This is a genomic window from Microbispora sp. GKU 823, from assembly GCF_002027145.1.
In the GTDB taxonomy this organism is placed as follows: domain Bacteria; phylum Actinomycetota; class Actinomycetes; order Streptosporangiales; family Streptosporangiaceae; genus Microbispora; species Microbispora siamensis.
The window spans coordinates 51088-73706 of sequence record NZ_MWJN01000028.1 but is presented as its reverse complement, the minus strand read 5'-3'; the positions used below and the strand labels follow the sequence as shown (position 1 = coordinate 73706).

The 22619-nt window shown below is 66.4% G+C and carries 24 protein-coding genes and 1 tRNA gene; 6 read left to right on the top strand and 19 right to left on the bottom strand.

Translation table 11 applies throughout. From position 1 onward, the window contains the following. Positions 1 to 81: 81 nt before the first annotated feature. The 4 genes from B1L11_RS48380 to B1L11_RS17155 all read right to left on the bottom strand — a co-directional run bounded on the left by B1L11_RS48380 (position 82) and on the right by B1L11_RS17155 (position 2608). Positions 82 to 1068: an anti-sigma factor gene (locus tag B1L11_RS48380; protein ID WP_079315414.1), complete on the bottom strand. Its 987-nt coding sequence runs from the start codon at positions 1066 to 1068 to the stop codon at positions 82 to 84. Beyond that, positions 1065 to 1577: a sigma-70 family RNA polymerase sigma factor gene (locus B1L11_RS17165; RefSeq protein ID WP_256862628.1), complete on the bottom strand. Its 513-nt coding sequence runs from the start codon at positions 1575 to 1577 to the stop codon at positions 1065 to 1067. The genes B1L11_RS48380 and B1L11_RS17165 overlap by 4 nt, the downstream gene beginning before the upstream one ends. Before the next feature lie 61 nt (positions 1578 to 1638). Beyond that, positions 1639 to 2319 (bottom strand): DUF2993 domain-containing protein, encoded by a 681-nt coding sequence (locus tag B1L11_RS17160; RefSeq protein WP_079315412.1) that lies wholly within the window; start codon positions 2317 to 2319, stop codon positions 1639 to 1641. A 40-nt stretch (positions 2320 to 2359) separates the two neighbouring features. Beyond that, entirely contained in the window at positions 2360 to 2608 is a 249-nt protein-coding gene (locus B1L11_RS17155) for a MoaD/ThiS family protein (protein ID WP_079315411.1), read from the bottom strand. A gap of 247 nt (positions 2609 to 2855) precedes the next feature. On the opposite strand from B1L11_RS17155, the gene B1L11_RS17150 reads away from it, so the two are divergent. After that, positions 2856 to 3563, top strand: coding sequence for a response regulator transcription factor (locus B1L11_RS17150; protein ID WP_079315410.1), 708 nt, complete (start codon positions 2856 to 2858; stop codon positions 3561 to 3563). A 42-nt stretch (positions 3564 to 3605) separates the two neighbouring features. On the opposite strand, the gene B1L11_RS17145 is transcribed toward B1L11_RS17150, so the two are convergent. Continuing rightward, a complete protein-coding gene (locus B1L11_RS17145; protein WP_079315409.1) occupies positions 3606 to 5393 on the bottom strand; it encodes a bifunctional UDP-sugar hydrolase/5'-nucleotidase in 1788 nt (595 codons plus the stop codon). A 130-nt stretch (positions 5394 to 5523) separates the two neighbouring features. On the opposite strand from B1L11_RS17145, the gene mshD reads away from it, so the two are divergent. Next, entirely contained in the window at positions 5524 to 6414 is an 891-nt protein-coding gene (gene mshD / locus B1L11_RS17140; protein WP_079315408.1) for a mycothiol synthase, read from the top strand. 53 nt (positions 6415 to 6467) lie between these two features. On the opposite strand, the gene B1L11_RS17135 is transcribed toward mshD, so the two are convergent. From B1L11_RS17135 to dcd, 3 genes are all read right to left on the bottom strand, one after another. Beyond that, complete coding sequence (locus B1L11_RS17135) at positions 6468 to 7466, bottom strand: inorganic phosphate transporter (RefSeq protein ID WP_079315407.1); 999 nt, start codon at positions 7464 to 7466, stop codon at positions 6468 to 6470. Beyond that, the gene (locus B1L11_RS17130) at positions 7467 to 8084 is read right to left on the bottom strand and encodes a DUF47 domain-containing protein (protein WP_079315406.1); all 618 of its coding nucleotides are present in this window, start codon (positions 8082 to 8084) and stop codon (positions 7467 to 7469) included. Between the two features lie 156 nt (positions 8085 to 8240). Beyond that, positions 8241 to 8816, bottom strand: a complete 576-nt coding sequence (dcd, locus tag B1L11_RS17125) for a dCTP deaminase (protein ID WP_079315405.1) — start codon at positions 8814 to 8816, stop codon at positions 8241 to 8243. Positions 8817 to 8935: 119 nt separating this feature from the next. Here dcd and B1L11_RS17120 point away from each other — a divergent pair. Next, positions 8936 to 9009 (top strand) — tRNA-Gly (locus tag B1L11_RS17120). A gap of 80 nt (positions 9010 to 9089) precedes the next feature. On the opposite strand, the gene B1L11_RS17115 is transcribed toward B1L11_RS17120, so the two are convergent. The 9 genes from B1L11_RS17115 to B1L11_RS17075 form a co-directional block, all read right to left on the bottom strand. Then, positions 9090 to 10217 carry a tyrosine-type recombinase/integrase gene (locus B1L11_RS17115; RefSeq protein WP_143737330.1) on the bottom strand — a complete coding sequence of 376 codons (1128 nt, stop codon included), beginning with the start codon at positions 10215 to 10217 and terminating at the stop codon, positions 9090 to 9092. Continuing rightward, complete coding sequence (locus B1L11_RS17110; RefSeq protein ID WP_079315404.1) at positions 10214 to 10441, bottom strand: excisionase family DNA-binding protein; 228 nt, start codon at positions 10439 to 10441, stop codon at positions 10214 to 10216. The genes B1L11_RS17115 and B1L11_RS17110 overlap by 4 nt, the downstream gene beginning before the upstream one ends. 58 nt (positions 10442 to 10499) lie before the next feature. Further along, positions 10500 to 12053, bottom strand: coding sequence for a replication initiator (locus B1L11_RS17105; protein ID WP_372974686.1), 1554 nt, complete (start codon positions 12051 to 12053; stop codon positions 10500 to 10502). Next, entirely contained in the window at positions 12050 to 12241 is a 192-nt protein-coding gene (locus tag B1L11_RS17100) for a hypothetical protein (protein ID WP_079315403.1), read from the bottom strand. Before B1L11_RS17100 ends, B1L11_RS17105 begins: the two co-directional genes overlap by 4 nt. Then, positions 12238 to 13659: an FtsK/SpoIIIE domain-containing protein gene (locus tag B1L11_RS17095; RefSeq protein ID WP_079315402.1), complete on the bottom strand. Its 1422-nt coding sequence runs from the start codon at positions 13657 to 13659 to the stop codon at positions 12238 to 12240. Before B1L11_RS17095 ends, B1L11_RS17100 begins: the two co-directional genes overlap by 4 nt. Positions 13660 to 13744: 85 nt before the next feature. Next, positions 13745 to 14050: a hypothetical protein gene (locus tag B1L11_RS17090; protein ID WP_079315401.1), complete on the bottom strand. Its 306-nt coding sequence runs from the start codon at positions 14048 to 14050 to the stop codon at positions 13745 to 13747. Then, the gene (locus B1L11_RS17085; RefSeq protein WP_079315400.1) at positions 14047 to 14469 is read right to left on the bottom strand and encodes a plasmid replication, integration and excision activator; all 423 of its coding nucleotides are present in this window, start codon (positions 14467 to 14469) and stop codon (positions 14047 to 14049) included. Before B1L11_RS17085 ends, B1L11_RS17090 begins: the two co-directional genes overlap by 4 nt. A 117-nt stretch (positions 14470 to 14586) precedes the next feature. Continuing rightward, entirely contained in the window at positions 14587 to 15276 is a 690-nt protein-coding gene (locus B1L11_RS17080) for a GntR family transcriptional regulator (RefSeq protein WP_218671175.1), read from the bottom strand. Between the two features lie 277 nt (positions 15277 to 15553). Further along, entirely contained in the window at positions 15554 to 15838 is a 285-nt protein-coding gene (locus B1L11_RS17075; protein WP_079315398.1) for a hypothetical protein, read from the bottom strand. 349 nt (positions 15839 to 16187) lie between these two features. Between B1L11_RS17075 and B1L11_RS45310 the strand changes: the two genes are divergently transcribed. Together B1L11_RS45310 and B1L11_RS45305 are read left to right on the top strand one after the other, a co-directional pair. After that, positions 16188 to 17483: a helix-turn-helix domain-containing protein gene (locus B1L11_RS45310; protein WP_179155199.1), complete on the top strand. Its 1296-nt coding sequence runs from the start codon at positions 16188 to 16190 to the stop codon at positions 17481 to 17483. A gap of 71 nt (positions 17484 to 17554) precedes the next feature. Beyond that, on the top strand, positions 17555 to 18397 hold the full coding sequence (locus B1L11_RS45305; protein WP_143737328.1) for a DUF6602 domain-containing protein: 843 nt from the start codon (positions 17555 to 17557) through the stop codon (positions 18395 to 18397). 160 nt (positions 18398 to 18557) lie between these two features. On the opposite strand, the gene B1L11_RS17065 is transcribed toward B1L11_RS45305, so the two are convergent. Together B1L11_RS17065 and B1L11_RS45300 are read right to left on the bottom strand one after the other, a co-directional pair. Then, the gene (locus B1L11_RS17065; RefSeq protein WP_256862627.1) at positions 18558 to 19130 is read right to left on the bottom strand and encodes an SMI1/KNR4 family protein; all 573 of its coding nucleotides are present in this window, start codon (positions 19128 to 19130) and stop codon (positions 18558 to 18560) included. 940 nt (positions 19131 to 20070) lie between these two features. Next, complete coding sequence (locus B1L11_RS45300) at positions 20071 to 20964, bottom strand: GAF domain-containing protein (RefSeq protein ID WP_143737327.1); 894 nt, start codon at positions 20962 to 20964, stop codon at positions 20071 to 20073. A 676-nt stretch (positions 20965 to 21640) separates the two neighbouring features. Between B1L11_RS45300 and B1L11_RS17060 the strand changes: the two genes are divergently transcribed. After that, positions 21641 to 22423, top strand: a complete 783-nt coding sequence (locus B1L11_RS17060; RefSeq protein WP_079315395.1) for a transposase family protein — start codon at positions 21641 to 21643, stop codon at positions 22421 to 22423. Positions 22424 to 22619: the final 196 nt, after the last annotated feature.

The following is a 22619-nucleotide window of genomic DNA, read 5'->3' as shown; positions in this document are numbered from 1 at the left end:
ACGAGGGTCGCGATCCCTGCCATCACCGTCTGCAACCGCAGGCCCGGTGCGGCTGATTCCCGGAGTCAGGTCACGGCGAGGTCACAGCCTGGCGGACGCCAGGACGCGGCCGCCCGAGTCGGCGAGCTCGATCCGGTCGATCTGGCCGGGCCGCAGCGCCGTCGAGCCTTCGAGGACCATCTTCTGCCCGCGATACTCGCCTCTGCCCACGGTCCAGCTGCCGAGGGTCGAGACCGTGCCGTCCTTGGCGACCGCGCGCAGCGTGCAGACCGTGCCCGCCGGGACTCCGGCGATCCTGGCGACGACCTGCGTCCCGCCGTCGTGCGGCACGAGCCGTACGGCGATGCGTACGTCGCCGCTGCTCCCGCGCGCCTCGGACGGCACGGGCGACGCGGTGACGGTCGCTTCTGCGGCCGGCGGCTGGACCTTCCTCGCCACCGCCCCGCCGGACGACGTGGCCGACGGCGCGGACGAGGACACGGGCGGCTCGGGCGATGCCGGGGCGACGAACGGCTGTGTGAGCGATTCCGCGCTCGGCTGGTCGGCCTGGCCCGCCTCGTCCTGTGCCGCCTGCTTTGGGGCCGCCTGCCCTTGGACCGCCCCGCTCGCCCGGTCCGGAGCCGCGGCGGCCGACCCCACCGCCGGGCTCTCCGACGCCTTCTGCGCCGCCGACACCCACGCCGTCCCGCCCGCCGCCGCGACGACGACGGACGCGGCGAGCGCCAGCAGCACGCGGGACCGGCGCCCGCGCCGGGGGGACGACACGCCCGGGGGCGCGACCGCCGCCGAGCCCGGACCCTCCGGGGCATTGGCTGGAACATCCGCGGCCACACTCGCGAAGACATCCGCGAACACACCGTCGAGCACGGCGCGCGGCGGCGCCGCGGCGCGCTCGATGTCCTCGGCCGACACGCGGGCCAGCAGCGGCGGCAGCCCGGACAGCTCGGCCAGCTCCGCCCGGCACGCCGCGCAGGTCTCCAGGTGGGCCTCGACCTCGGCGGTCTCCTCGGCGTCGAGCGCCCCCAGCACGTACGCGCCGAGCGAGATCCGCACCTCCTCGCAGGTCATGGCGCCAGCCCCCGTTCCTCCAGGGCGAGCTTCAGCGCCCGGAGGGCGTAGTAGGTCCGCGACTTCACCGTTCCCGGCGGGATGCCGAGGATCTCCGACGCCTCCTTCACCGATCTCCCCCGGTAGTACGTCTCCAGGAGCACCTCGCGGTGCTCCGCCCTGAGCGAGGCCAGCGCCTCCGCCACCCCCCACGACTCGACGGCCCGTTCCAGCTCGTCGTCGGCGGGCAGCACGGCGAGTGCCTCGTCCCCCGTCTCCTGTGGCCTGGACTTGCGGGCCCGGTGCTGGTCGACGACGAGATTGCGGGCGACGGTGAACAGCCACGCGCGAACCGGGCGTCCCTGGAGCCCGGAGGGATGCCGCCAGGCCCGAAGCAGCGTCTCCTGCACCACGTCCTCCGCCCTGCCCGGATCACCGGTCAGCCGCAGCACGTAGCCGTACAGCGGCCCTCCGTGATCCTCCCAAAGTGCGCGTATGAGCTCCTCGTCGGCGGTTCCGGCTGGACTCACATCCTCATCACGTACGCCGGGGCGTGACGGTTCGAGGGTGTGACGATCGTCACGCGAGCCTTCACCGGAGGGGGACATCGGACGCGGTGCCCTGGACCGCGAGCCCTTCGCTCGTCGACTTCACCCGCGTGATCTTGAGGTTGAGCGGCAGGTTCTTCACCGGCACCGTGAACGAGATGAGCCGCTCGGGGTTCGGCACGGGGATGGCACCGGCGATCTTCACGTTGGCGGGCGTGAGCCGTATCCCGCCCTGGACCACCTGGATCTTCATGTCGGCGGTGACCGGCACCTGGTTGCCGAGCACGGGCACGTTGCCCGAGACGCGGAGTTTGTCGTCGCCGGCTCCTTCGACCTTGATGCCGCGCGGCGCGTGGGCCGACAGGGTCTGCCGGGAGATGACCACGGTCCCCGTCACGCGGTCGGCCCTGATCTCGGTGGCCGCGGCGTTCTGGATCAGGTCGGAGAGCGGGGCGGTGACGCCGTACAACGTGGCGTCGATGCGCTCGAGCTGGACGCCCTCCCGCTCCACCTTCCCGATGCCGATGCTGATCTCCTCGTACCGGCCCGAGATGGCCTGGGTGAGGAACGGTATGCCCTTCACCTGCACCGACGGCGTCTGCGCCAGGTCGTACTTCGCCTCGATCTGCCGGGCGATCTCACGCTGCACCCCGACCACGGCGACCCGGTCGAGCACGACGAGCAGGATGGCCAGCAGTGCCACGGCAACGACCAACTTGCGCATCCGACCCCTCCGAAGGCGCCTTTGTGATCAGAGTAGTCGCTCATCCCCCCGCGAAGGGGGGTAAAACCTCGACCACGGCGCCTTCGGGGAGGTCGATCGTCGCCGGATCACGTGTGCCCACCGGGGCGCCGTCGACGAGGAAGGAGCACCGGCGCAGCACGCGCTCGACGGCCGGGTTCCGCGAGATCCCCGCGAGCAGGTCCCCCAGCGTCTCGGCGTCGAACGGCTCCTCCGGCACTCCGGCGGCCTCCTTGGCCGCCGCCCAGTAGCGGATCGTTCCCCTGGCCATGACGCGTCGCTCCCCTCACTCTCACGTCACCCTTCGGAAGCTCTCCGTCACCGTCACGTTACGGCGGTAAACCACGTGACGTGTTGTTCACACGGGTGACGCACATTGGACGCAAACTTCGTGTGGGCTACCCTACGAATTAATGGACTCGGGCGATGTGGCCCCCGGGTCCTTACGTGTTTGTACGGCTGTCGCGGTTTCCAGTGCTGCAAACGGCGCCGAGCCGACATGGTGCGAGGAGGCTCATGTGAGCAATCTGCTCCTGCTGACCAACGCTCTGGAGCCGTCGGCGGAGGTGCTCCCGGCACTCGGACTGCTGCTGCACTCGATACGGGTCGCGCCCGCCGAGGCCTCCGCGCTGATCGATACGCCCCCGGCCGACGCCATCCTGGTGGACGCGCGCCGTGAGCTCGTGCAGGCCAAGAGCCTGTGCCGGCTGCTGCGCACGACCGGCGTCACCTGCCCGCTGATGGCGATCGTGACCGAGGGCGGCCTCGCGGCGATGACGGCGGAGTGGGGTGTGGACGACGTGATCCTCGACACCGCGGGACCTGCGGAGGTCGAGGCCCGGCTGCGGATGGCGGTCGGGCGGCTGTCGCTGGCCGCCGCCGACGAGGTCCCCGACGAGATCCGCAGCGGCGACCTGTCGATCGACGAGGCGACCTACACGGCCCGGCTGCGCGGACGCGCGCTGGACCTCACCTTCAAGGAGTTCGAGCTGCTGAAGTACCTCGCCCAGCACCCGGGCCGGGTCTTCACCCGCGCCCAGTTGCTGCAGGAGGTCTGGGGCTACGACTACTTCGGCGGCACCCGCACCGTGGACGTGCACGTACGGCGCCTGCGGGCCAAGCTGGGCGCCGAATACGAGGCGCTCATCGGAACGGTCCGCAACGTCGGCTACCGCTTCGTCCCCGACCGCGGCGAACAGAACGAGGCCGAACCCGCCAGACGCTGATGGCCCGCCCCCGACGGGGGCGGGCCATGGCTTTCTCCGCGGCTACCGGATGAGGTTGATCCGGCCGGTGGCCGGCGGGGCGATCGGCGAGTGCGCGCCCATGTAGGCGACGAACGCGTCGATGTCCAGCGGGCCGCTCCACAGGTTCGTGCCCTGGGTGAAGACGGTGAAGCCGTCACCGCCGCCGACGAGGAAGTTGTTGGCGGCCACCCGGATCTGCTGGGTGTCGGTCACCGCGGTGCCGTTGATCTTGATGTCGGAGACCCGCGAGCCCACCGGCTTCGTCGTGTCGAAGGTGTAGGTCAGCGACGAGGACGGCTGGAGGATCCGCTGGGTGATGCCGCCCGTCACCGGGTCGACCTTCCAGATCTGCTGCTCGAGCAGCGCCTTGAGCTGGGCTCCGGTGAGCGTGACGACCTGCATGAGGTTGTTGAACGGCTGCACCTGGAAGGCCTCGCCGTACGTCACGACGCCGTCGCCTTCCGAGCCGCTCTGGGCGTAGGTCAGGTCGGTGCGGACGCCGCCCGGGTTCATCAGCGCGATCTCCGCGTTGCCGCCGGCCTTGGTCGCCTCGAGCTGCGCGTCGGCGATCAGGTCGCCGAGCGGCGTCTCGCCGACGTTGTTACCGCGCCCGATGTTGGCGGTGATCTTGCCGATCGGCTTGTTGGCGACGGTCGAGACCCGCTCCTGCCAGGTCTTGATGTACGCCTCGGTGTCGGAGTCCGGGGTGACGGTGCGGGTCACCACGTTGTTCTTGGCGACGACACTGGAGCGGATGACGTCCCTCGTCCTGCGGTCGACCCGGAAGTCGATCTGGGTGATCGCCCGGCCGAACGACGAGCCCTGGGTGTAGACGCGGTCCTGACCGGCCGGGTCCTTCACCTTGCAGACGTACGCCTGGTGGCTGTGGCCGCTGATGACCAGGTCGATCTGCGGGTCGAGGCCGGTGGCGATCCGCGAGCCGTTGCCGGGGATGACCGGGCACGAGCTGGGGTCCTGGTTCGGGGTGATGTTGTCGCCCTCGTGGACCAGCACGACCTGCGCCTTGACCCCGTGCTTGGCGAGGTACTTCGACACCTTGTTGGCCGCCGCCACCTCCTCGGTGAACTGGAGGCCCTTGATGCCGGCGGCGGTGACGATGTTCGGAGTGGTCTGCGTCACCAGGCCGATGAAGCCGATCTTCACGCCGTTGATCTTCTTGACGTAGAAGGGCGGCAGGGCGTAGTCGCCGTTGCCCTCCTTGAGGACGTTCGCCCCGAGGTAGTCGAAGTTCGCCCCCTGCCACTGACCCGCCGGGGAGCAGCCGTCGACCGGGTGGCAGCCGCCGTTCATGATGCGGTTGAGCTCGTCGATGCCCTCGTCGAACTCGTGGTTGCCGGCCGAGGAGGTGACCAGGCCGAGCTTGTCGAGCAGGGCGACCGTCGGCTCGTCGTGGTAGGCGGCGGACAGCAGCGGCGACGCGCCGATGAGGTCGCCCGCGGCCACCAGGAGGGTGTTGGCGTCGCGCAGCTGCTTGAGGTGGGCGGCCAGGTAGGACGCGCCGCCCGCGATCGAGTACTTCGCGCCGGCGATGCCGGTCAGCGAGCCGTCGGTGTCGGTGAGCGGGCCGTTCGGGTCGAGGATCCGGGAGCTGGACCCGGTCGGGGGCTCCAGGTTGCCGTGGAGGTCGTTGATGGTCAGCAACCGGACGGGAACGGAGGGACCGGGCTTCTGGTCGTGCTTGCCGGATTGGGGAGCGGGAGATGCGGCGGCCGTGCCCATCGTGAGGGCGGCGACGCCCACCACGGCGGCGCCGGCGACGGCCAGTCGCGTCAGGGATGCTCGGGTCATGACCCCCGACAGTAGAGCGGGGATCTAAGCAGGAAATGGCGCAAAGATAACGATTCAGGGAGGGAACCCATGGCGTCTATTGCCAAAGCCCGGTAGGGGAATCGACGAGCCTTCACTTATCGTGCCAGACATGGACGTACGCGTGGAGATCACGGAACGGCTCGATGACGAGCAGGTGGCGGCGGTGCTCGCCCTGGTGGAGGCGGCCGCCGAGGCCGACGGTGTCGCTCCGCTCAACGAGCACGTGATGCTCCAGGTGCGGCACGGCGGCGATCAGGGCGCGAGAGCCGTACTGCTGTACAAGGACGGGAACGTCGCGGGCTTCGCCCACCTGGACCCGGCGGACCCGGAGGAAGGGCCGAGCGGCGAACTCGTGGTGCATCCGGCGTTCCGCCGGCTCGGCCTGGGCCGGCGGCTGCTGGGCGACGTGCTGGAGGCGAGCGGCGGCAGGCTCCGGTTGTGGGCGCACGGCGACCTGCCCGATGCGGCCCGCCTCGCCGCGAGCGCGGGCCTGACCCGGGTGCGGTCCCTATGGCAGATGCGCCGCCCGCTGTCCGAGCCCCTGCCCGCCGCCGCCCTCCCCGAGGGCGTACGGCTGCGCACGTTCGAGCCGGGACGCGACGAGAAGGCGTGGCTGGCGCTCAACGCGCTGGCCTTCGCCACCCACCCCGAGCAGGGCTCCTGGACGGAGACCGACCTCGAACTGCGGAAGAGCGAGCCGTGGTTCGACCCCGCCGGCTTCTTCCTCGCCGTACGGGGAGACGCGCTGGCGGGCTTCCACTGGACCAAGGTGCACGGCGGCGACGAGCCGATCGGGGAGGTCTACGTGGTGGGGGTCGCGCCGGGCGAGCGCGGCACGGGCCTCGGCCGGGCGCTGACGCTCGCCGGGCTCGCGCACCTGCGCGCGCTCGGCCTCGCCCAGGTCATGCTCTACGTGGACGAGGAGAACAGCGCGGCGGTCCGGCTGTACGAGTCCCTCGGGTTCACCCGGTGGAACACCGACGTGATGTACCGGCGCTGAACGCCGACGGGCCGGTCCCCCGCACGGCCGGCCGTCTCGTACAGGGATGTCCTCTATCCGAGGACGAGGTTGAGGATGAAGTAGCCGATCGCCGCGACGATGGCCGCGGCCGGGATCGTCAGGACCCACGCGGTCACGATGTTGCCGGCGATACCCCATCGCACGGCCGACAGCCGCTTGGTGGCGCCGACGCCCATGATGGCGCTGGTGATCGTGTGCGTGGTCGAGATCGGCGCGCCGAACCCGATGGCCGCCGTGTAGAGGACACCGGCCGCCGCCGCCTCGGCCGCGAAGCCCTGCGGCGGGTCGAGGTGAATGATCCTGCGGCCCAGCGTGCGCATGATGCGCCAGCCGCCGGCGTACGTGCCGAGGGAGATCGCGAGCGCCGACGCCGTGATGACCCACTCGGGGATGCTCGCGTCCTTGGGGACGTACCCTCCGACGACCAGGGCGAGGAAGATCACACCCATCGTCTTCTGCGCGTCCTGCAGGCCGTGGCCGAGGGCCATCCCGGCCGCCGACAGCGTCTGGGCGTACCGGAACCCCTTGCCCGCCTTATGAGGGTTGGCCTTGCGGAAGATCCACAAAATCGCGATCATGATGAGCGCGCCCAGGAAGAAGCCCACGACCGGCGACAGCACCATCGGGATGACGACCTTCTCGACTACCCCGTCCCATTTCACGGCCTCGGTCGCGGCCAGGGCTGAACCGATCAGGCCGCCGATGAGAGCGTGACTGGAGGACGAGGGCAGGCCGAAGTACCACGTGATGAGGTTCCACACGATGGCACCGATCAGCGCGGCGCCAACGATGATCAGGCCGTGCCTGCCGTCCGGCGGAGCGATGATCCCCTTACCCACGGTCGAGGCGACCGACGTGCCCAGATGCGCGCCGATGAAGTTCATGACCGCGGCCATGAGCAGCGCCAGCCGGGGCGTGAGGGCGCGGGTCGAGACGGAGGTGGCGATGGCGTTGGCGGCGTCGTGGAAACCGTTCGTGTAGTCGAACACCAGCGCGATGACGACCACGCCGATGACAAGCGCGAGCTCCACTTAGCTTTCCTTGACCGCGATCGACTCGATCGTGTTCGCGACGTGCTCGAAGGCGTCGGCCGCGAGCTCGAGCTGCTCGATGACCTCGCGCATCTTCATCACGGTCAGCGCGTCGTACTCGCCGCTGAACAGCTTCGCCAGCAGCCTGCGGTAGACCTGGTCAGCCTGGTTCTCGAGCCGGTTGATCTCGATCCAGTACTCGTTGAGGTGCTGCATCCCGCGCAGGCGCGGCATCGCGTCCGCCGTGAGCTCCGCAGCCCGTTCGAGGACCTCCACCTGACGTACGACCTCCTTGGGCAGGTGGTCGATCTGGTAGAGGACGATCAGGTCGGCGGCGGCCTCCATGTAGTCCATCACGTCGTCGAGATTCGACGCGAGGCGGTAGATGTCCTCACGGTCGAAGGGCGTGATGAAGCTCTCATTGAGCCGGTTCATGATCGCGTGAGTGCGCTCGTCGCCCGCGTGTTCGCAGGCGCGCATCTTCTCGGCCAGACCCTCCCGGTCCGAACCGTCGCTGATGATCTCGACCAGCAGACGCGAGGCGGTGACGAGGTTGTTCGCCGAGTCGGCGAACAAGTCGTAGTAGCTGTCCTCACGGGGCGTGAGACGCAGACGCACGTCGTTTCTCCAGATGTGCGGGGACGGTCCGCAGAGAAGAGTACGGGTTACCAGTGGAAATGCGAAGTTCAGGCCATGCAAGCCCGCTTGTAACCTACTCTTCCCCTTCCCGCTGCCCAGAACGTCTCTCGTAACACACTTGTTGCCCGAGGCACTTCAGATCTTGGTGCGGTGGAAGTTCAGGAACGACCTGCTCGGCGTCGGCCCCCGCTGCCCCTGGTAGCGCGAGCCGTACCGGTCCGAGCCGTACGGGAACTCGGCGGGCGAGCTGAGCCGGAACATGCAGAGCTGGCCGATCTTCATACCCGGCCACAGCTTGATCGGCAGCGTGGCGACGTTGGACAGTTCGAGCGTGACATGCCCCTCGAAGCCGGGGTCGATGAAGCCGGCCGTCGAGTGCGTCAGCAGGCCCAGCCGGCCCAGGCTCGACTTGCCCTCCAGCCGCGAGGCGATGTCGTCGGGCAGGCTGATCACCTCGTACGTGCTGGCCAGCACGAACTCCCCCGGGTGCAGGATGAACGGCTCGTCGCCGTCCGGCTCCACCTGCCGGGTGAGGTCCGGCTGCTCCATCGCGGGGTCGATGTGCGGGTAACGGTGGTTCTCGAACACCCGGAAGTAGCGGTCCAAGCGCACGTCGATGCTGGACGGCTGGATCATCGCCGGGTCGTACGGGTCGAGCTTCACCCTGCCCGACTCGATCTCGGCACGGAGGTCACGATCGGAAAGCAGCACGGGTGCAAGGCTAGTGGGCCCCCTGACCGGCGGGTATCGGGGATCTTCGCGTCGGGACTGCAGGAGCACGCCCCGGATCCGCTACAGTAGGGGCAGCGACGGGCTCCACAGCCGGTCACGCGGGTGTAGTTCAATGGCAGAACATCAGCTTCCCAAGCTGACAGCGCGGGTTCGATTCCCGTCACCCGCTCCACGAACGAAGGCCCAGGTCAGGAGCAGATTCCCGACCGGGGCCTTGATTCTTTTCGGGGTCATTTCGATCTTCCGTGCCCGTTACGTGCCCGATCCGTCTGGATCTTGCTTGCTCAGCGCCTCCTCGGCGAGCTTCCCGAGCGCGTCGGCGATGGCCCTGTCCCGCTCCATCGCGGTGTGCTGGTAGATCAGCGCAGCCCGCGTGGTCGAGTGCCCCATACGGTTCATCAGCTCCCGCAGAGTCGCGCCGGACTGCGAGGCGAACGTGTTCCCGGTGTGACGGAGATCATGGAAGTGGAAGCCGCTGAGCTTCGCGTCCTTGAGTGCCTTGCTCCATGTCCGGGTGAAGTTCGCCCTCCGGAGCTGGGCGCCCTTCGGCCCGACGAAGACGAAGCCCTCCTCCCCCGTCTCGGCGTACATCTCCAGGTGCGCCCGGAAATCGGGGAGCAGCACGGCCGGGACGCTCACGATGCGCTTGCCGGCCTCCGACTTGGGCGGCCCGATGGTGACCGACCCGTCCTTGAGTTCGGTCGTGGTCCCGGTGACGCGGATCGTCCCGGCCTCCGCATCGACGTTCTTCCGCTTCAGGGCCGCGAGTTCGCCCCATCGCAGGCTCGCGAAGGTCGCCAGGAGGATCAGCATCCGATATCGGGGATCGATCGCGTCGGCCAGGGCGAAGACCTGCTTCATGGTCAGCACCGGCCGCTCCGGCGATTCCTCCTTGCCTGCTCCCTTGATCTTGCACGGATTTGACTTGATCAGCCCGTCCTCTATCGCCGTGTTGAAGATCGCCTTGAGCAGCCGATACGCCTTTGCCACGGTGACCGCCCCGACGCCGCCGTCCAAGAGGCTCTTGCGCCACTTGCGCACGTGCGCCTCGCGGATCTCGTTCACGGCCTGATTGCCGAAAGTCGGAACCAGGTGAAGGCGAAGCAGCCCCTCATAGAGCTGTGCCGTCTTGGGACGCAGGCCCGGCCGCTCGTCCACCCAGGCCGCGCCGTACTCCTTGAAGCTGACCTTGCCCCGGTCCGGGTTCAGCCAGTCCCCCGAGTGGATCTCGGCTTCTTTCTTGGTCAGCCAGATGTCGGCCTCACGCTTGGTGGCGAAGGTCGTGGGCGCGGGACGGTCGAGGCCATCAGGCCCCGGATAGCGCGCCTGGAACCGGCCCGAGGGAAGTTGCCGAACACGGCCGAACCGCCGCTTACTCATGCCGCCCTCCCGGCCCTCGTGGTGATGGGCGGCACCATGCCAGCGGCGATGAATTCGTTCAGCACGGATTCGGGGATGCGCACCTTCCTTCCGAGGCGGACGAAGGTGATCCGGCGTTCCTCGATGAGCCGCCGGGGGAAACGCTCGGTCGTACCGAGCCGTTCGGCGACCTCGGCGACCGTGAGCAGGCGGTCAGCGGGTGGTCTCGCCGGGGTCTTGCTCATGCTGCCCTCCCTTCAGTTGCCGAAAAATCTTGGCCGTCTCCGAGTGCCTGGAGGTGGTTCATGTGATTGCGCAGCGCTGGCGTTCGTGGACCGAGCGGAGCAGCCGGACGCCGATCGGGGCCAGCTCGGGATCACCGGGCTTGACCGGTCGCCAGATGTAGCGGTGGGGGTCGACCGGCTCGTCTTCGACGCCGAGGGCTTCCAGGACCCACGTGCGACGGTCCTGCTTGTGCTCGGTCAGGGTCTTGTTCGACCACTTGCGCGAGACGAGCACGCGGCGGCCCGCGTAGCCGAGGTGATCGGGCTTGTGCGCCTTGCCCTTGCACCGACCCGGAGCCATCCCCCGCTTGGCGCCCTTGGGCTGCACCCCGTAGCGCAGCCAGTTCGGGCAGGTCGGCGAGCACGGCTCGAACCGCAGGGCCTCCAGCAGCCGTTCGGCGTGCGCCTTGCGGCGGGGGTCGTCGGTGCCGAGCGCGTCGCCGAGGGACTTGGTCAGGTACTTCGACAGGTACCCGATGAGCTGGTCAGCGTCCGGGGTCCCGGCGAGCACGCCTTTGACGTCCGTCTGGTCGCCGAAGCGGAGCACGTGCAGGGGTTCGGCGTCCTCGTCGGCGTCGAGAGCGTCGAGGGCCTGTTCCCAGGTCGGCAGGACCTCCCCCGTGGTCGGGTCGAGGTAGCCGGCCCCGTCCTCCCAGACCGGCAGGTGGTCCCCTTCGAACCGGACTTCATCGGTCGAGGGCCACCAGACCTGGTGATACGTGGCGGCGATGATCTGCCGCAGCTCCGCACGCGGGAGGGTGCCGCGGATCGCCATGTGCAGATGCGGCGCGAGGCGCTTCTGGGGTTCGACGGTGGCGAAGTACTGCACGTCATAGCCCGCCACGCGGCGGAGGTTCTGCACGAAGCGATCCACGAGCTTGGAGAAATGCAGCGCGTCGCGGGCCGCCCGCGCGTAGTCGTAGGCGTCCGGGTCGAGGGGCGCACCCTCCAGCACCCGCCCATAGGACGGCAGGGTGAGCGTGACGAACATCGACGGCCGGTAGGTCTTGCCGTCCGAGCCGGTGAAGGTCCGCCCGAGCGTGGTCTTGGCCATCTGCCGCTTGGGTAGGTCCGGCGCGTCCTGCCGCCGCTTCGTGGACCGCGACCGCTTCCCACTGGTCCGGCCGAGGACGTTGCCGCGCATCCCGGCGGCGTTGATCTCCTCGTCCAGCTCCACGATCGCGGCGTCCAGGTCGGTGGTGTCACCGCCGGCCCTTTCGACCTCATCCCGCCACGCTTGGGCGTCGGCCCGCAGTTCCACGAGGTGACGCTGATACTCATCGGCGTTGTCCGGGAGGTTCACCGGCTCGGCTTCCAGGTGCCAGCCCTCCCGGCACTGCGCCCGCCGCAACTGGCGATTCCGCTTGGCGCACAGCGGGCACTTGCTCTCCAACGTGGCCCCACACGGCACGTCGATGACCTCAACCTGCCCGGTGAGGATGTCCTGCCGCCGCAGCGGGACCGGCCGGATGCACACCCCGTACTGCTTGGCGATCTCTTCCACGACCTCACGGGCCAGCGGTTGAGCCATCCGCACGGCGCGGGGTGTGGAGCGGTCGTGCGGGTTGGTCACCGGTCACCGTCCCAGGCCCCGACGGGGTCGAGGAGGTCGGCCGGGCCGAGGCCATCGACCATCACGGCGGCTTTCTCGCCGCACTCGTGGCACTCGACGATGCCGCGCACCGGGTCGAGCCACAGCACATCGAGCGCACCGCAGCACGAGCAGCGCAGGCCGTCGAGGATGTGAGCCAGGCGCATCATCGGCCCACCCCCGCGAACTCGGCGACCATCGCCCGGATATCGGTGTCGGAGACGTAGGCGGCCCGCACCCGCACCGGATCAGGGCTCGTTTCGAGGCGGACGTAGCCGACGCCCGCGCCCAGTTCGGGGACGGGTGAGATGTGGTCGGCCAGTGCGCCCCGGTCGCGTGCGCCGTCGCCGAGGACCATGTCCACCTGTTCGCTCTCATCGAGCCGGAGTGCGATCTTGTCGGGGAACAGGTTGCGGATGTTCATGACCTCCTTGCGCGGGTCCTGCAAGGCCGCCATCACCCCGACGCCCACCGCCCGGCCCTGCGTGGTCAGGGTCGCCAGGGCCGCCGTGATGCGCTGCCTCAAGTGCTTGTCGGGCTGGTAGGCGGTGAGGAACGCGACCTCGTCGACGAGCACCAGAACGAACGGGTCATCAACGGTTGGGGTGTGAGAGCGCTGGAGGCCGGCGAACCGGTCGGCCCGCTCCTGCATCACGGAGACCGCCTCATCGAGCAGATCAGCGCACTCCTTCGGATCAGCGGCGTATCTCGCGCCGAACAGCGCCCGCCCGAAGGACAGTTCCATCCGCTTAGGGTCGAGCGCCCAGACCTGCACCAGCCCGGCCCGCATCGCGGGAAGCAAGCCGCGGATTGTCGACCACAGGTAGGAGCCTTTGCCCGCGCCCGTGGCACCGGCGATTAGCACGTGCGTGCCGTGGACCTTGAGCCGCAGCGGCGTCCCGTCCTCGCACCGGCCGATCTCGACCGGCCCCACCAACGCCACCTCGGGAACCGGCAGCGCGGGAAGGGGTTCGGCGAGCGGGTCGCGCCGGGGGAAGGTGAGCACGAGCCGCCCGGCACGAGCGACGGCCACCCGACAGGAGGGTGCGCCGAAGCCGTGGGCCAGGTGCTCGATGCGGTCGGCCCAGTCGGTGACGGCTTGGCCGTTGAGCATCTTCACGCTGACCCTGTCGGCCCAGCCGTCGCACTCCACGCGGACCAGGCGGGGAAGGTAGTCGCGGCCCCGGATGTGCCGTCCGAGGCCGGAGACGACCATGACGGGTTGCCAGTGCCGCCGGTACACGGCGACCAGCCGCCACCAGGCCAGCAGCGGCCAGCCGACCAACCTTAGGAACGAGTCCCGGTCCAGCAGCAGCCAGGACAGCCCGGCCGAGGGAAGGAACCCGGCCAACACCAGGGCTTGGCGCCAGCCGTACAGGGTCCAGATCACCCCGAGGCTGACCGGCACGGCCACCGCGACCGGATGCCGCACAACGAGACGGACCAGGCCCGCGAACAGGCGCGACAGCCAGATCACGATCGTGACGATGGCAGGGGTTCGGACGACGGCCGGGCGGAAGACCACGGCCGTGTCCGGTGTGGTGGAGACGAGGTTGCGTGCCTCGTCGCCGGGAAGTTTCTTGAACATTAGGCTTGGTGTCCTCTCAGGCATTGGCGTGTGTGAGAGATCCGGGGGCCGCTGGAATGCCAGTTCCAGCGGCCCCGCTCGTGTGTCAGGCCGCCGAGTCGGTGGCCTGGGTGTGTTCGGCGTGCAGGCGTTCGCAGTCGGCCAGGTACCGCGCGGCGGCGTTGAAGATCTCCCGCGCGATGTCCAGGTCTGCGGCGGTGACCGGTCCGGCAGCCCCGGTGGTCGAGACGGTCACGTCCGCCTCGTCGGACTGCAGGACCAGGTACGGCCGTCCGGACTCCAGCACCTGAGCACGCGCCCGAGTGATCGAGGCGTAGAACGAGATCCCGATGCGGGGACGCTCGCCGGGGTCGATCGACATCGACAGGTGCGTGTACGGCCGCCAGTTCACGCCGCCGCCTCCTTGCCGCCCGCGTGTCCGGACTTGGCCCCACCTGTCCGAGGCGGACGCATCTCCCGGACGCGGATGGAGTAGGCCAGGCGGCCGTTTCCGTTGACGTACGGGGTAACGGTGACGCCGTCGAACTCGACCGGCGTGAAGGGCAGGCCCGCGACCGGGGCCGGAGGCACCGGCTGAACGGGCGCGATGATCTTTACAGCGACGGTCTTCTGAGCGGGCTTGACCTGTGGGTCGGCGTCCATGACGGCGATCTGCCAGACCAGTTCGCCGCTCTGCTTGTCCCGTGCCTGCACGAATCGGCCGTTGGTAGAGGCGTCGAAGTCCTTGACCGCCTCCACCTCACCGACGAGGTAGCAGCCGTGCGGGAAGACCATGTCGAAGCTGACGGGGATCGGACCTTGTAGAGCCATCAGGCGTCTTCCTCTCTCGACTGATAGTCACTTAACCTATCGAGTGCCTTGAGCATAAGAGAGCCCACTTGCTAGGTCAAGTGCCTAAGCTAAGTGGGCTCCGAAGGTGAGGCGTTCCTACCCGATGGGATAGGCGTCCTCCAGCTCGTGACGGTCGGCAGGCAGCACGACAGCCAGCACGGCAAGGGGCCGGCCACCGGGGTCACGTACAGCCGCATAGACGTCGAGGACCGGCGTGTTCTTGGGTATGCCGAGCTGCTTGACCTCGTCAGAGGTAGGCATCCGGGCCGTGATCTGCTCGATGACGTGATCGAACCGCACGCCCTTACGCGCCTGGATATGCTCGCGGATGCCCTGGGCCAGCGGCTCGGCGCTTGTGAGGTTCGTCCCCTCCGACAGGTCGAGGGGCAGCCACAGCGAGACGATCTCGGAAGGCTCATCGCCGCGCGAGACCAGTCGGCGACGGAGGAACGCCTTACTCTTTGGCGATAGGTCGAGCAGAGCGGCGATCCTGTTCGGTACGGCTACCGCGCCGACTTCCAGTAGTTCGGCCGAGGGCGTCTCGGCGCTGGTGAGGTAGGCATGGCCGGGCCGGGGTTGTTCGAGTGAGGCGAGGGCGGGGCGGCCCCGCACGAAACGGCCCTTGCCCTGCTGGGACTCGATCCAGCCCTGTTCCCGTAGCACGCGCAGGGCCGCCACGACGGTCGGACGGGAGACGCCGAACTCATTGATGAGCTGATTCTCGCTCGGCAGGAGGGTTCCGGGAGAGTAGTCCCCCGCTTCGATACGCCGCTGAAGCGTCTGCACAAGCTGTGCATACTTCGGAGGCACGGACTCTAGAGACATCACGACCGTCCAGCAGCCGACAGGTTGTTTTACCAAGTTTGAGCCTAGACCGGCTCGATGCTTCTGTCACCTCGTTCGGCTGCACTCGCAGTCCGGGAGGAGAGGTCCGGCAGGACCACACGGGGGGACACGGGGGCGAGTCACTGTGGCCCTGCCGGAGATCAAGGGCGCGACGAGGCAGGGATTGATGGCTGTCGACCGCGCCCCGCCGTCGACTCACTGCCTCGCCGCGCCCGCTCTAACGGCAGATGTAGGCGGCTATCGCCTTCGCGGCGCCCTCCAGATCGGACACCGGGTGCCGCCTACCTGCCGAGTTCCATGAGTAGTACTGGCCGCCGTAGCCAACGAAGACCCACACGGGCATGCCCCGCCCACTTGGCGGGTTGACCATCAGCGCTGTGTTGTTGTCGCGCAGCTCAGCGTTGATGCTGAGCCGGGTCAGCGCGTCGCGCAGTCGGATGAGCTTGTCCGCCTCGTCGCTTCGGTTCATGTAGGCCACCGCCGCAACCTCGATCGGGTTCATGTTCCGCTCCCTTCGGCCCGGCCGTTTCCGAGGCAGTCGAGGCACTCCCGCTCCCCACCCGAGTCGCGATCGTCACTGGTGTCGCCGCCGACGACGAGCTGACGGCGTGAATGGCACTGCTTGGTGCCACGTCCCCGACACGAAGGACAGGGTCTTGCCTCGCTGTTCTCGTCTGGCCGGGTCACCGTCGCCATCTCCTCGTTCATCCGGCGTTCCCTGTGGCGGGAAGCCGCTTGACGTACCGTGGTTGGTTGATGGCAAGTCCACCGGCAAAGCGAGCGCGATAGGACCCCCGAAAAGCCCCCCTCTTAACCCCCTGATGACCCCCCGACGGGAGGAAGACCCCGAGATGCCAGACAGCATCCCGAATGTCCAACTCCGCGCATGGCGCAACGCGCAACAGCTCACCCGCGCCGAATTCGCCGAGCGGATTAACCGGACCCCTGTGGGCATCAAGGAACGCCTCGCCGTCGATGAAGAACGCATCCGACGATGGGAAGCCGGCGAAGTCTCCTGGCCCCGCGCACCATTCCGGCTCGCACTGACGCAAGCCACCGGACTACAGCCCGAAGATCTCGGCTTCTCGCCCACAAAGAGAGGCAACGGCAATAGCCGCCTCATCGAGGCACACATCATGCCGGTCGACGCTCTGCGAGCCGAGGCCGACCTGTACGGCACGATGGAACTCGCCCAGCAGCTCCAGGCGTCCGATGTCGGAACCGGCACCCTCGAAGCCCTCGCCGAGGCCGTCGACCTGCTGTGCCGCGCCTACCCGGTCGTTCCCGCCGCGACATTGCGCGACCGGACACAAAAGCGCCTCGCCCAGGTGACCCGGCTCCTGTCCGGCAGGATCACACTCGACCAGCACCGCGAATTACTGGTCATCACCGGATGGCTCACCGCCCTGCTCGGCTGCGTCCATTACGACCTGGGCGAGCGCGAGGAAGCCGAGACGGCCCGCCAGGCCGCCTACGAAATGGGCCGCCAGGTCGGACACGGCGAACTCATGGGCTGGGCACACGAGATGTCCGCGTGGTTCGCGCTGGTCGAAGGCCGATACGAGGACGTCGTCACCGCCGCCCGCCAGGGCCAGGCCCTCGCCGGGCAATCCAGCGCACAGGTACAGCTCACCTTGCAAGAAGCCCGCGGCTTGGCCCGCATTGGCGACCGCCGCGAGGCCGACAAGGCACTGTCGCGCGGGGCCGACATCCTCGCCAAGCTCCCGATCCCCGAGAACCCGGACCACCACTTCGTGTTCGACCACGCCAAGTGGGTGTTCTACGCCGCCACCGCTTACACCTGGCTGGAAGACAACGACCGGGCCGAGGAACACGCCCTGGAGACGATCCAGATGCACACCCGACCGGACGGCACCTCAAACGCTCCTATGCGGGTCGCCGACGCTCACATAGATCTCGGCATCGTCCACGCCCGACGCGGAGACCTTGATGCTGCCGTAGATCAAGGCATGACCGCATTCGACATCGAACGCAAGTCCCTCACTGACCTCGTGAACAGAGCCGGGGACCTTGACCGCGTCCTACGCCAGCGCTACCGCCGTGAAGCCCTTGCGGATGAGTTCCACGAACGCTATGTGATGGCCCGGCGAGCACTCAATACCCGGCGTCCCGAACTGCTCGACTAAGAACACTACAAAAGAAGGCGCCACGCTCAAAAATGCTACCCGAAAGATTAGCCCTGCTCGAAAAACAGCTGATGTCGACGCTAGAGCATGCACGCGCATCCTTCCAGCATGCCGGCCTACGAGGAGATCAGGTAGAGGCAGCGGTTCGCGAGTTCCTCGGAAAACATCTACCACTACTCTCATTTGTCGGCACCGGAGAGATTATAGACAGCTCTAGTAAGGTTTCCCATCAGACAGACATCGTCATCACCAACACCTGGCACCCTTTCCAATATGGCCTACATGAGCCAGGGGTCTACCTGATAGAAGGAGTAGCCGCCGCAGGAGAGGTCAAATCTTGCCTCACACACAAAGATCTCGATGACGCCCTACAGAAGGGCAGAGCGTTTAAGGATCTGCACAATAGAGTAGCTAAAGGTACAGATGATCAACTAACGGAAGTTTTAGAGGTGACCAGCGCGCCATTCTTCGTGGTCGCATTTGAAACCAGGGTCGCCGCCGAGACTCTGATAGCCAGATTGGCAGAGGCGACGACCTACACGGATGACGGTAATAAGATTTCGTCACCGGTCGATGCCGTCTTCATCCTGAAGAAGGGAGCTTGCATCGACTACGGCGACGGCAACCAGCAGTACCGTTCCCGATACCCCACCAAAACACCTCTTGGCGACTTAGACATCAGCGGATGGTGTTGGTATTCATTAGATAACGTATTAACTCGACTTCTTGCCTGGCTTCACGGAAGTATCAGCTTTGACTCATGCGCCCATCCGTCGGCGATACTGCGGTATCTGCAACCACCGGGACAGCCAGGAATGTGGTCGATTCGTCACACGCGCGTCAGAAGAGACTACCCTGTAGATATATGGGATCCTCGGTCGTGGCCCGGGATTACGTGGAAGCAATCCGAGTAGTGAGCCCGCAGTGCACGAAGTTGCCGAATTACGCTCATAGAAATCAAGGGCGGCGCTTCGCGCCGCCACCGCGCGGGCCTACGCTCGGCCGCACGCTGCGCGTGCGGCCTGGGGGCCGTTCTCGCGTGCGCCGGCTCGGCCCGCGCGAACGAGAGAGGCCCTAGGCCCACGGTTCACAAATCAGTGGATGGCCTTCGGCCCCAGAAGCAAACCCACTGCTGTCATACCGGGTGCCGGAAGCCCACCCCACCAGCCACTCGGTCATAGTCTCTGAGAACTCTATCTCCTGGTCACCGTGAAGGATGAGCATCACCGGCCACTCCTCCGGAGCACCTACCGTCATCCAGCCGAGATAGTCACCGTCGATGGTGGAGCCCCACGGATAAAACCCCTCAGGCTCAGGCCACATGGCCAGCGTGAAGCCTTCGGGTGAATCCTCCCTGAGGTCCCGGTAATGATCCATTGACAGCGACGCTAGAGCACACTGCTCTGGTGTGAGCATCCGCTCGTCGTTGATGCCGAGCCAGCGAGCGAACTGACAGCTCCCATATCGCTCAACGAATGCGACATAATCGGCCGGAAGCCGGAGCCCAAGGTCAGCGAAGACCTCATCCCAATTACGGGTGCCAAACACCGGCGTGGCGACGGAGGAACAAGGACAGTAAGCCGATCGAGGGGTGAAAAATCCTGAGCCACGACGGCGACTGTAGCGGGGCGAAGCCGGGACAACCATGCCTCCGGCGGGGGCGCTCCGGCTCCGGGGTGATCGCCCAGGACCGCGCATTGGCTCTGACCGTAGGTGGCTGAGGTAGGGGCCTGATCACCCGCCCGCCATCGACCCGGGACAAGCCGAGCAGGCCAAGGCCGCCGGGTCCAGGTCGTTCGTCCAGCAGGGCGCTCCACCTGGACCCGGCGGCCTTGGCCCGCTTCCCTTCGGGCGGGTCGACGGCAGACGGGGTGATCAGGCAGGCGCGCCATGCCATGCAAAAGCGCCTTTCGTTTACGGCCCCTACACTAATTAAGCGCTCACTCGGGCCCTTGGTCCAGAACTGGCATACAGAGCCAAAACGAACACCGCCGCTGCAAGCCAGCTTCTGTCTGAGTGTAATTTCATTGTCGATATCAGCCACACAAGCTGGTCGAAGCAGTTTAAGGTGAGCCTTGCAGGCAGGCATAGAGGCACGCACGAGTAGACTGGAAACTCCCGTTGCATCCTGAGTGACGCCGTTGTCACCACACCCGTCGTTCAGCCTTCATTAAAACTTCCCGGATTTTCGGCTGCGACTTCGCGCCACGAGGCTCCCGGCCACCGACCCCGCTGCCGTGATCAGGGAGACTAGCCCAAACTGCGTATCAGACCTCGCGAAGGAGAAGATGGCGACAGCGAAGTAGCCTAGGCTTAGAGAAATCCAAAGCCATTTGATCGGCACTGCTAGTGCCAGAGGCCGCTGGCTGGTAGCTGCTGCTATCTCTTCACGTGCTTGCGTCTGTGCACGCCGTCGGCCATCACTAATATACTCCTCTGCAGTGATTTTGCCGGTAAGGAAGTCCAGGCCCTCCTGCGATATAAGTGGTATGCTTTCCGACTCTGGCTCTTCTGAAGAGACCGAGGAACGGAGATGTGAAATCTGCATCTCTTGCTTCCTTTCCTAAACTAGTTACAACCCTTTCCATCATGTCGCATTCTGGCCAGTTGATGCGGTTTGACCGTTGACGTCTCTGGAGCCCGAACCTAGAGATCCCGTGTCAATATCGGCCAGCTTTTCACTTTCCACTTGCGCGAGACCTGCGGCAAGCAGCCCTGCCATCAGGATAAGAAAACCCTTATCGAGTTCACCTAAACTATTGGCCTCGTCAGAGTCGGCCGTAAGTAGCCCGTAACTCCTCCCGCAAGCGCGCACCGGAACAGCTATAAAAGATTTATAGCTTCTCCCCATATTATCTTGAAAGTGGGCCGGAGGTTTATTTACGAGATCCGCCACGAGAGTCGCATTCTCGTTCTCGGCGATTAGTATTGCCTCATTATCATGCGCACTTCTATCTTTTACGAAGTCGTTTCGCGGTGCCGTATCCCTCGATCGCCCTTCGTAATATTCGCGTACAAGCTTTACCTGCCCCGGTTTTCCATTACCATCAGGGGATTCATGAGCAAGCCGATAGAAGGCCGCCCGGGTATTGCACTTAACTCCCATACTTCTCGCTCTGCGGCCCAACTCCGTCTGCGCAAGTGCGACCGTGCGGTTTATAAGTATGCTTATCGCGTGATTTCTCTTATCACGACTCTCAGCTCCCGCTACGTCACCCAGCGCCCTGACAAGCGGCTGACCGCCATCAAATAGCGTTGTATGAAGCTCAGCATAAGCTTCGATCGCTCGATCGCGAGCGGTAGCAGCTGCGCGCTCCTGAAGTGCGTTGTATACGCCGTTAGCGATGATCATGCCGAGGGAGCCCAACGTCCAATAGACGCGAACAGGCCCTTGGTTCATCGCTGCAATCGCGGACAGGGCCGCTACCGCAAATGGAAATAGGATCGGGGGGGCGTATCGCTTCACATTCTTCTTGATCATTTGGGGCGCACAGACCTCGATACAGGGAACCAGTGTGCGCATATGGTACATGCTGAACCTAGAACAACCAGAGGTTTCGCACCGATTAGGTATCTCCAGGTCAAGGCCTATGCCTGTCGCGTCCCGATAGGCCAGCTTTGTGCCAACTTTTAGAATGGCCGTAATACCAGATAAAGTGCTGACCAGAATAGTCGTGATGGCTAGGGGACCCCACATCGATATACCCCCACTCACGGCTATGGGCCAGGGCCGTCGACTTCCCATTGTTACCCAAGCACCATGATCGCTACGCCATTTTACAGGTTATCGGCAACTCTTAAGCAACGAGAAACCTGCCCGAAAAGGATAGTGCCTGCTGGGGCGTAATCTGCGACCTTGCTTGCCCCGTGAACGGCCAACAGTGCCGGCAGCTAGAAACGGGAAGCTCTAGCTGAGTAACCCCACAGTGCGCGTGGCTGGAGTTGCGGCCGGGACCGCAGCATCTCGTCGTAGTCCTAGGGTCGTGTCAGGCAAGTGCATAGCCGTGGAACCCGGCCGTCTACTGAGCCATTTTCATCCTGATCGCGCTGGTCAGGATGGTGGCAGGAGGCGGGCGGGCAGGAGGAGTTGGGGGTGAGGTGAGGCTCCCGGTAAGACAGCAGTCGACCAAGATCCGATGCCCCAACCGGAAGCCTCGATGCTGTCTTACCCTGCCGCGATTCCCCTGTCGAACCGCACCCTTGCCCATCTCGCCGAACTCATCCGCGTCCGCCGCGCCGAGCGCCGCAGCCGGTGGCGGCGCCTGCAGCCAGGACAGCAGGCGTTGCTGGTGCTGGCTCACCTGCGTAACGGGGACACCTACGCTCGCCTTGCCGCGGGCTTCGCGATCGGAACCACCACCGCCTGGCGGTACGTGCGCGAGTCGGTCGACCTGCTCGCCGCCCTGGCCGACGATGTGCAGGCTGCCGCGCTCCGGGCCGCCCGGCTGGCCTACGCCATCGTCGACGGCACGCTCATCCCGATCGACCGGGTTGCTGACCAGAAGCCCTACTACTCGGGCAAGCACAAGCGCCACGGGGTCAATGTCCAGGTTCTCGCCGATCCCGCCGGCCGCCTGGTATGGGCCTCTCCGGCTCTCCCCGGGGCCGTGCACGACCTGACGGCAGCCCGCATCGTGGGCCTGATCGATGCTCTGACCGCCAACGGCGTCATGACCTTTGCCGATAAGGGCTACCAAGGCGCGGGGGGCACGGTCCGCACTCCGTTCAAGCGCCGCCGACACCGCCCGCGGCTGTCGCGCGGGCAGAAAGCGGTCAACCGAGCGCACGCGCGCATCCGGGCCCTCGGCGAACGCGCCGTCGCGACCCTGAAAGCGTGGAGGCTGCTGTCAAAGCTCCGCTGCTGCCCGCACCGCGCCACCCCGATCGTGCAAGCCGTCCTCGTCCTGCAAGCCGTCGAAGACGACCGCTACTCAGGATGAAAAGGGCTCACTGTCATGCAGCCGTGCCCGATGCGTGCCCGTTCGGTTAGCGATCAGCGGGAAGCTGCGGTAACTCACGGTGACTCGACCGCCGTAGGCCCAGGTCAACGTTCTCCCAGCTCAGAGGGCATGATCTAGAAAGACTTCCCAAGCTGACAGCGCGGGTTCGATTCCCGTCACCCGCTCCACCCACGAA

Excerpts from the sequence above, each read along its gene's own strand:
- B1L11_RS17155 (WP_079315411.1), bottom strand. The coding sequence starts at position 2,608 with ATGGCCAGGGGAACGATCCGCTACTGGGCGGCGGCCAAGGAGGCCGCC.
- B1L11_RS17075 (WP_079315398.1), bottom strand. The coding sequence starts at position 15,838 with ATGAACCCGATCGAGGTTGCGGCGGTGGCCTACATGAACCGAAGCGAC.
- B1L11_RS17110 (WP_079315404.1), bottom strand. The coding sequence starts at position 10,441 with ATGAGCAAGACCCCGGCGAGACCACCCGCTGACCGCCTGCTCACGGTC.
- B1L11_RS45305 (WP_143737328.1), top strand. The coding sequence starts at position 17,555 with ATGTCGACGCTAGAGCATGCACGCGCATCCTTCCAGCATGCCGGCCTA.
- mshD (WP_079315408.1), top strand. The coding sequence starts at position 5,524 with ATGGACGTACGCGTGGAGATCACGGAACGGCTCGATGACGAGCAGGTG.
- B1L11_RS17145 (WP_079315409.1), bottom strand. The coding sequence starts at position 5,393 with ATGACCCGAGCATCCCTGACGCGACTGGCCGTCGCCGGCGCCGCCGTG.
- B1L11_RS45300 (WP_143737327.1), bottom strand. The coding sequence starts at position 20,964 with ATGATCAAGAAGAATGTGAAGCGATACGCCCCCCCGATCCTATTTCCA.
- B1L11_RS17060 (WP_079315395.1), top strand. The coding sequence starts at position 21,641 with ATGCTGTCTTACCCTGCCGCGATTCCCCTGTCGAACCGCACCCTTGCC.
- B1L11_RS48380 (WP_079315414.1), bottom strand. The coding sequence starts at position 1,068 with ATGACCTGCGAGGAGGTGCGGATCTCGCTCGGCGCGTACGTGCTGGGG.
- B1L11_RS17100 (WP_079315403.1), bottom strand. The coding sequence starts at position 12,241 with ATGATGCGCCTGGCTCACATCCTCGACGGCCTGCGCTGCTCGTGCTGC.
- B1L11_RS17095 (WP_079315402.1), bottom strand. The coding sequence starts at position 13,659 with ATGTTCAAGAAACTTCCCGGCGACGAGGCACGCAACCTCGTCTCCACC.
- B1L11_RS17160 (WP_079315412.1), bottom strand. The coding sequence starts at position 2,319 with ATGCGCAAGTTGGTCGTTGCCGTGGCACTGCTGGCCATCCTGCTCGTC.
- B1L11_RS17115 (WP_143737330.1), bottom strand. The coding sequence starts at position 10,217 with ATGAGTAAGCGGCGGTTCGGCCGTGTTCGGCAACTTCCCTCGGGCCGG.
- B1L11_RS45310 (WP_179155199.1), top strand. The coding sequence starts at position 16,188 with ATGCCAGACAGCATCCCGAATGTCCAACTCCGCGCATGGCGCAACGCG.
- B1L11_RS17085 (WP_079315400.1), bottom strand. The coding sequence starts at position 14,469 with ATGGCTCTACAAGGTCCGATCCCCGTCAGCTTCGACATGGTCTTCCCG.
- B1L11_RS17065 (WP_256862627.1), bottom strand. The coding sequence starts at position 19,130 with ATGGTTGTCCCGGCTTCGCCCCGCTACAGTCGCCGTCGTGGCTCAGGA.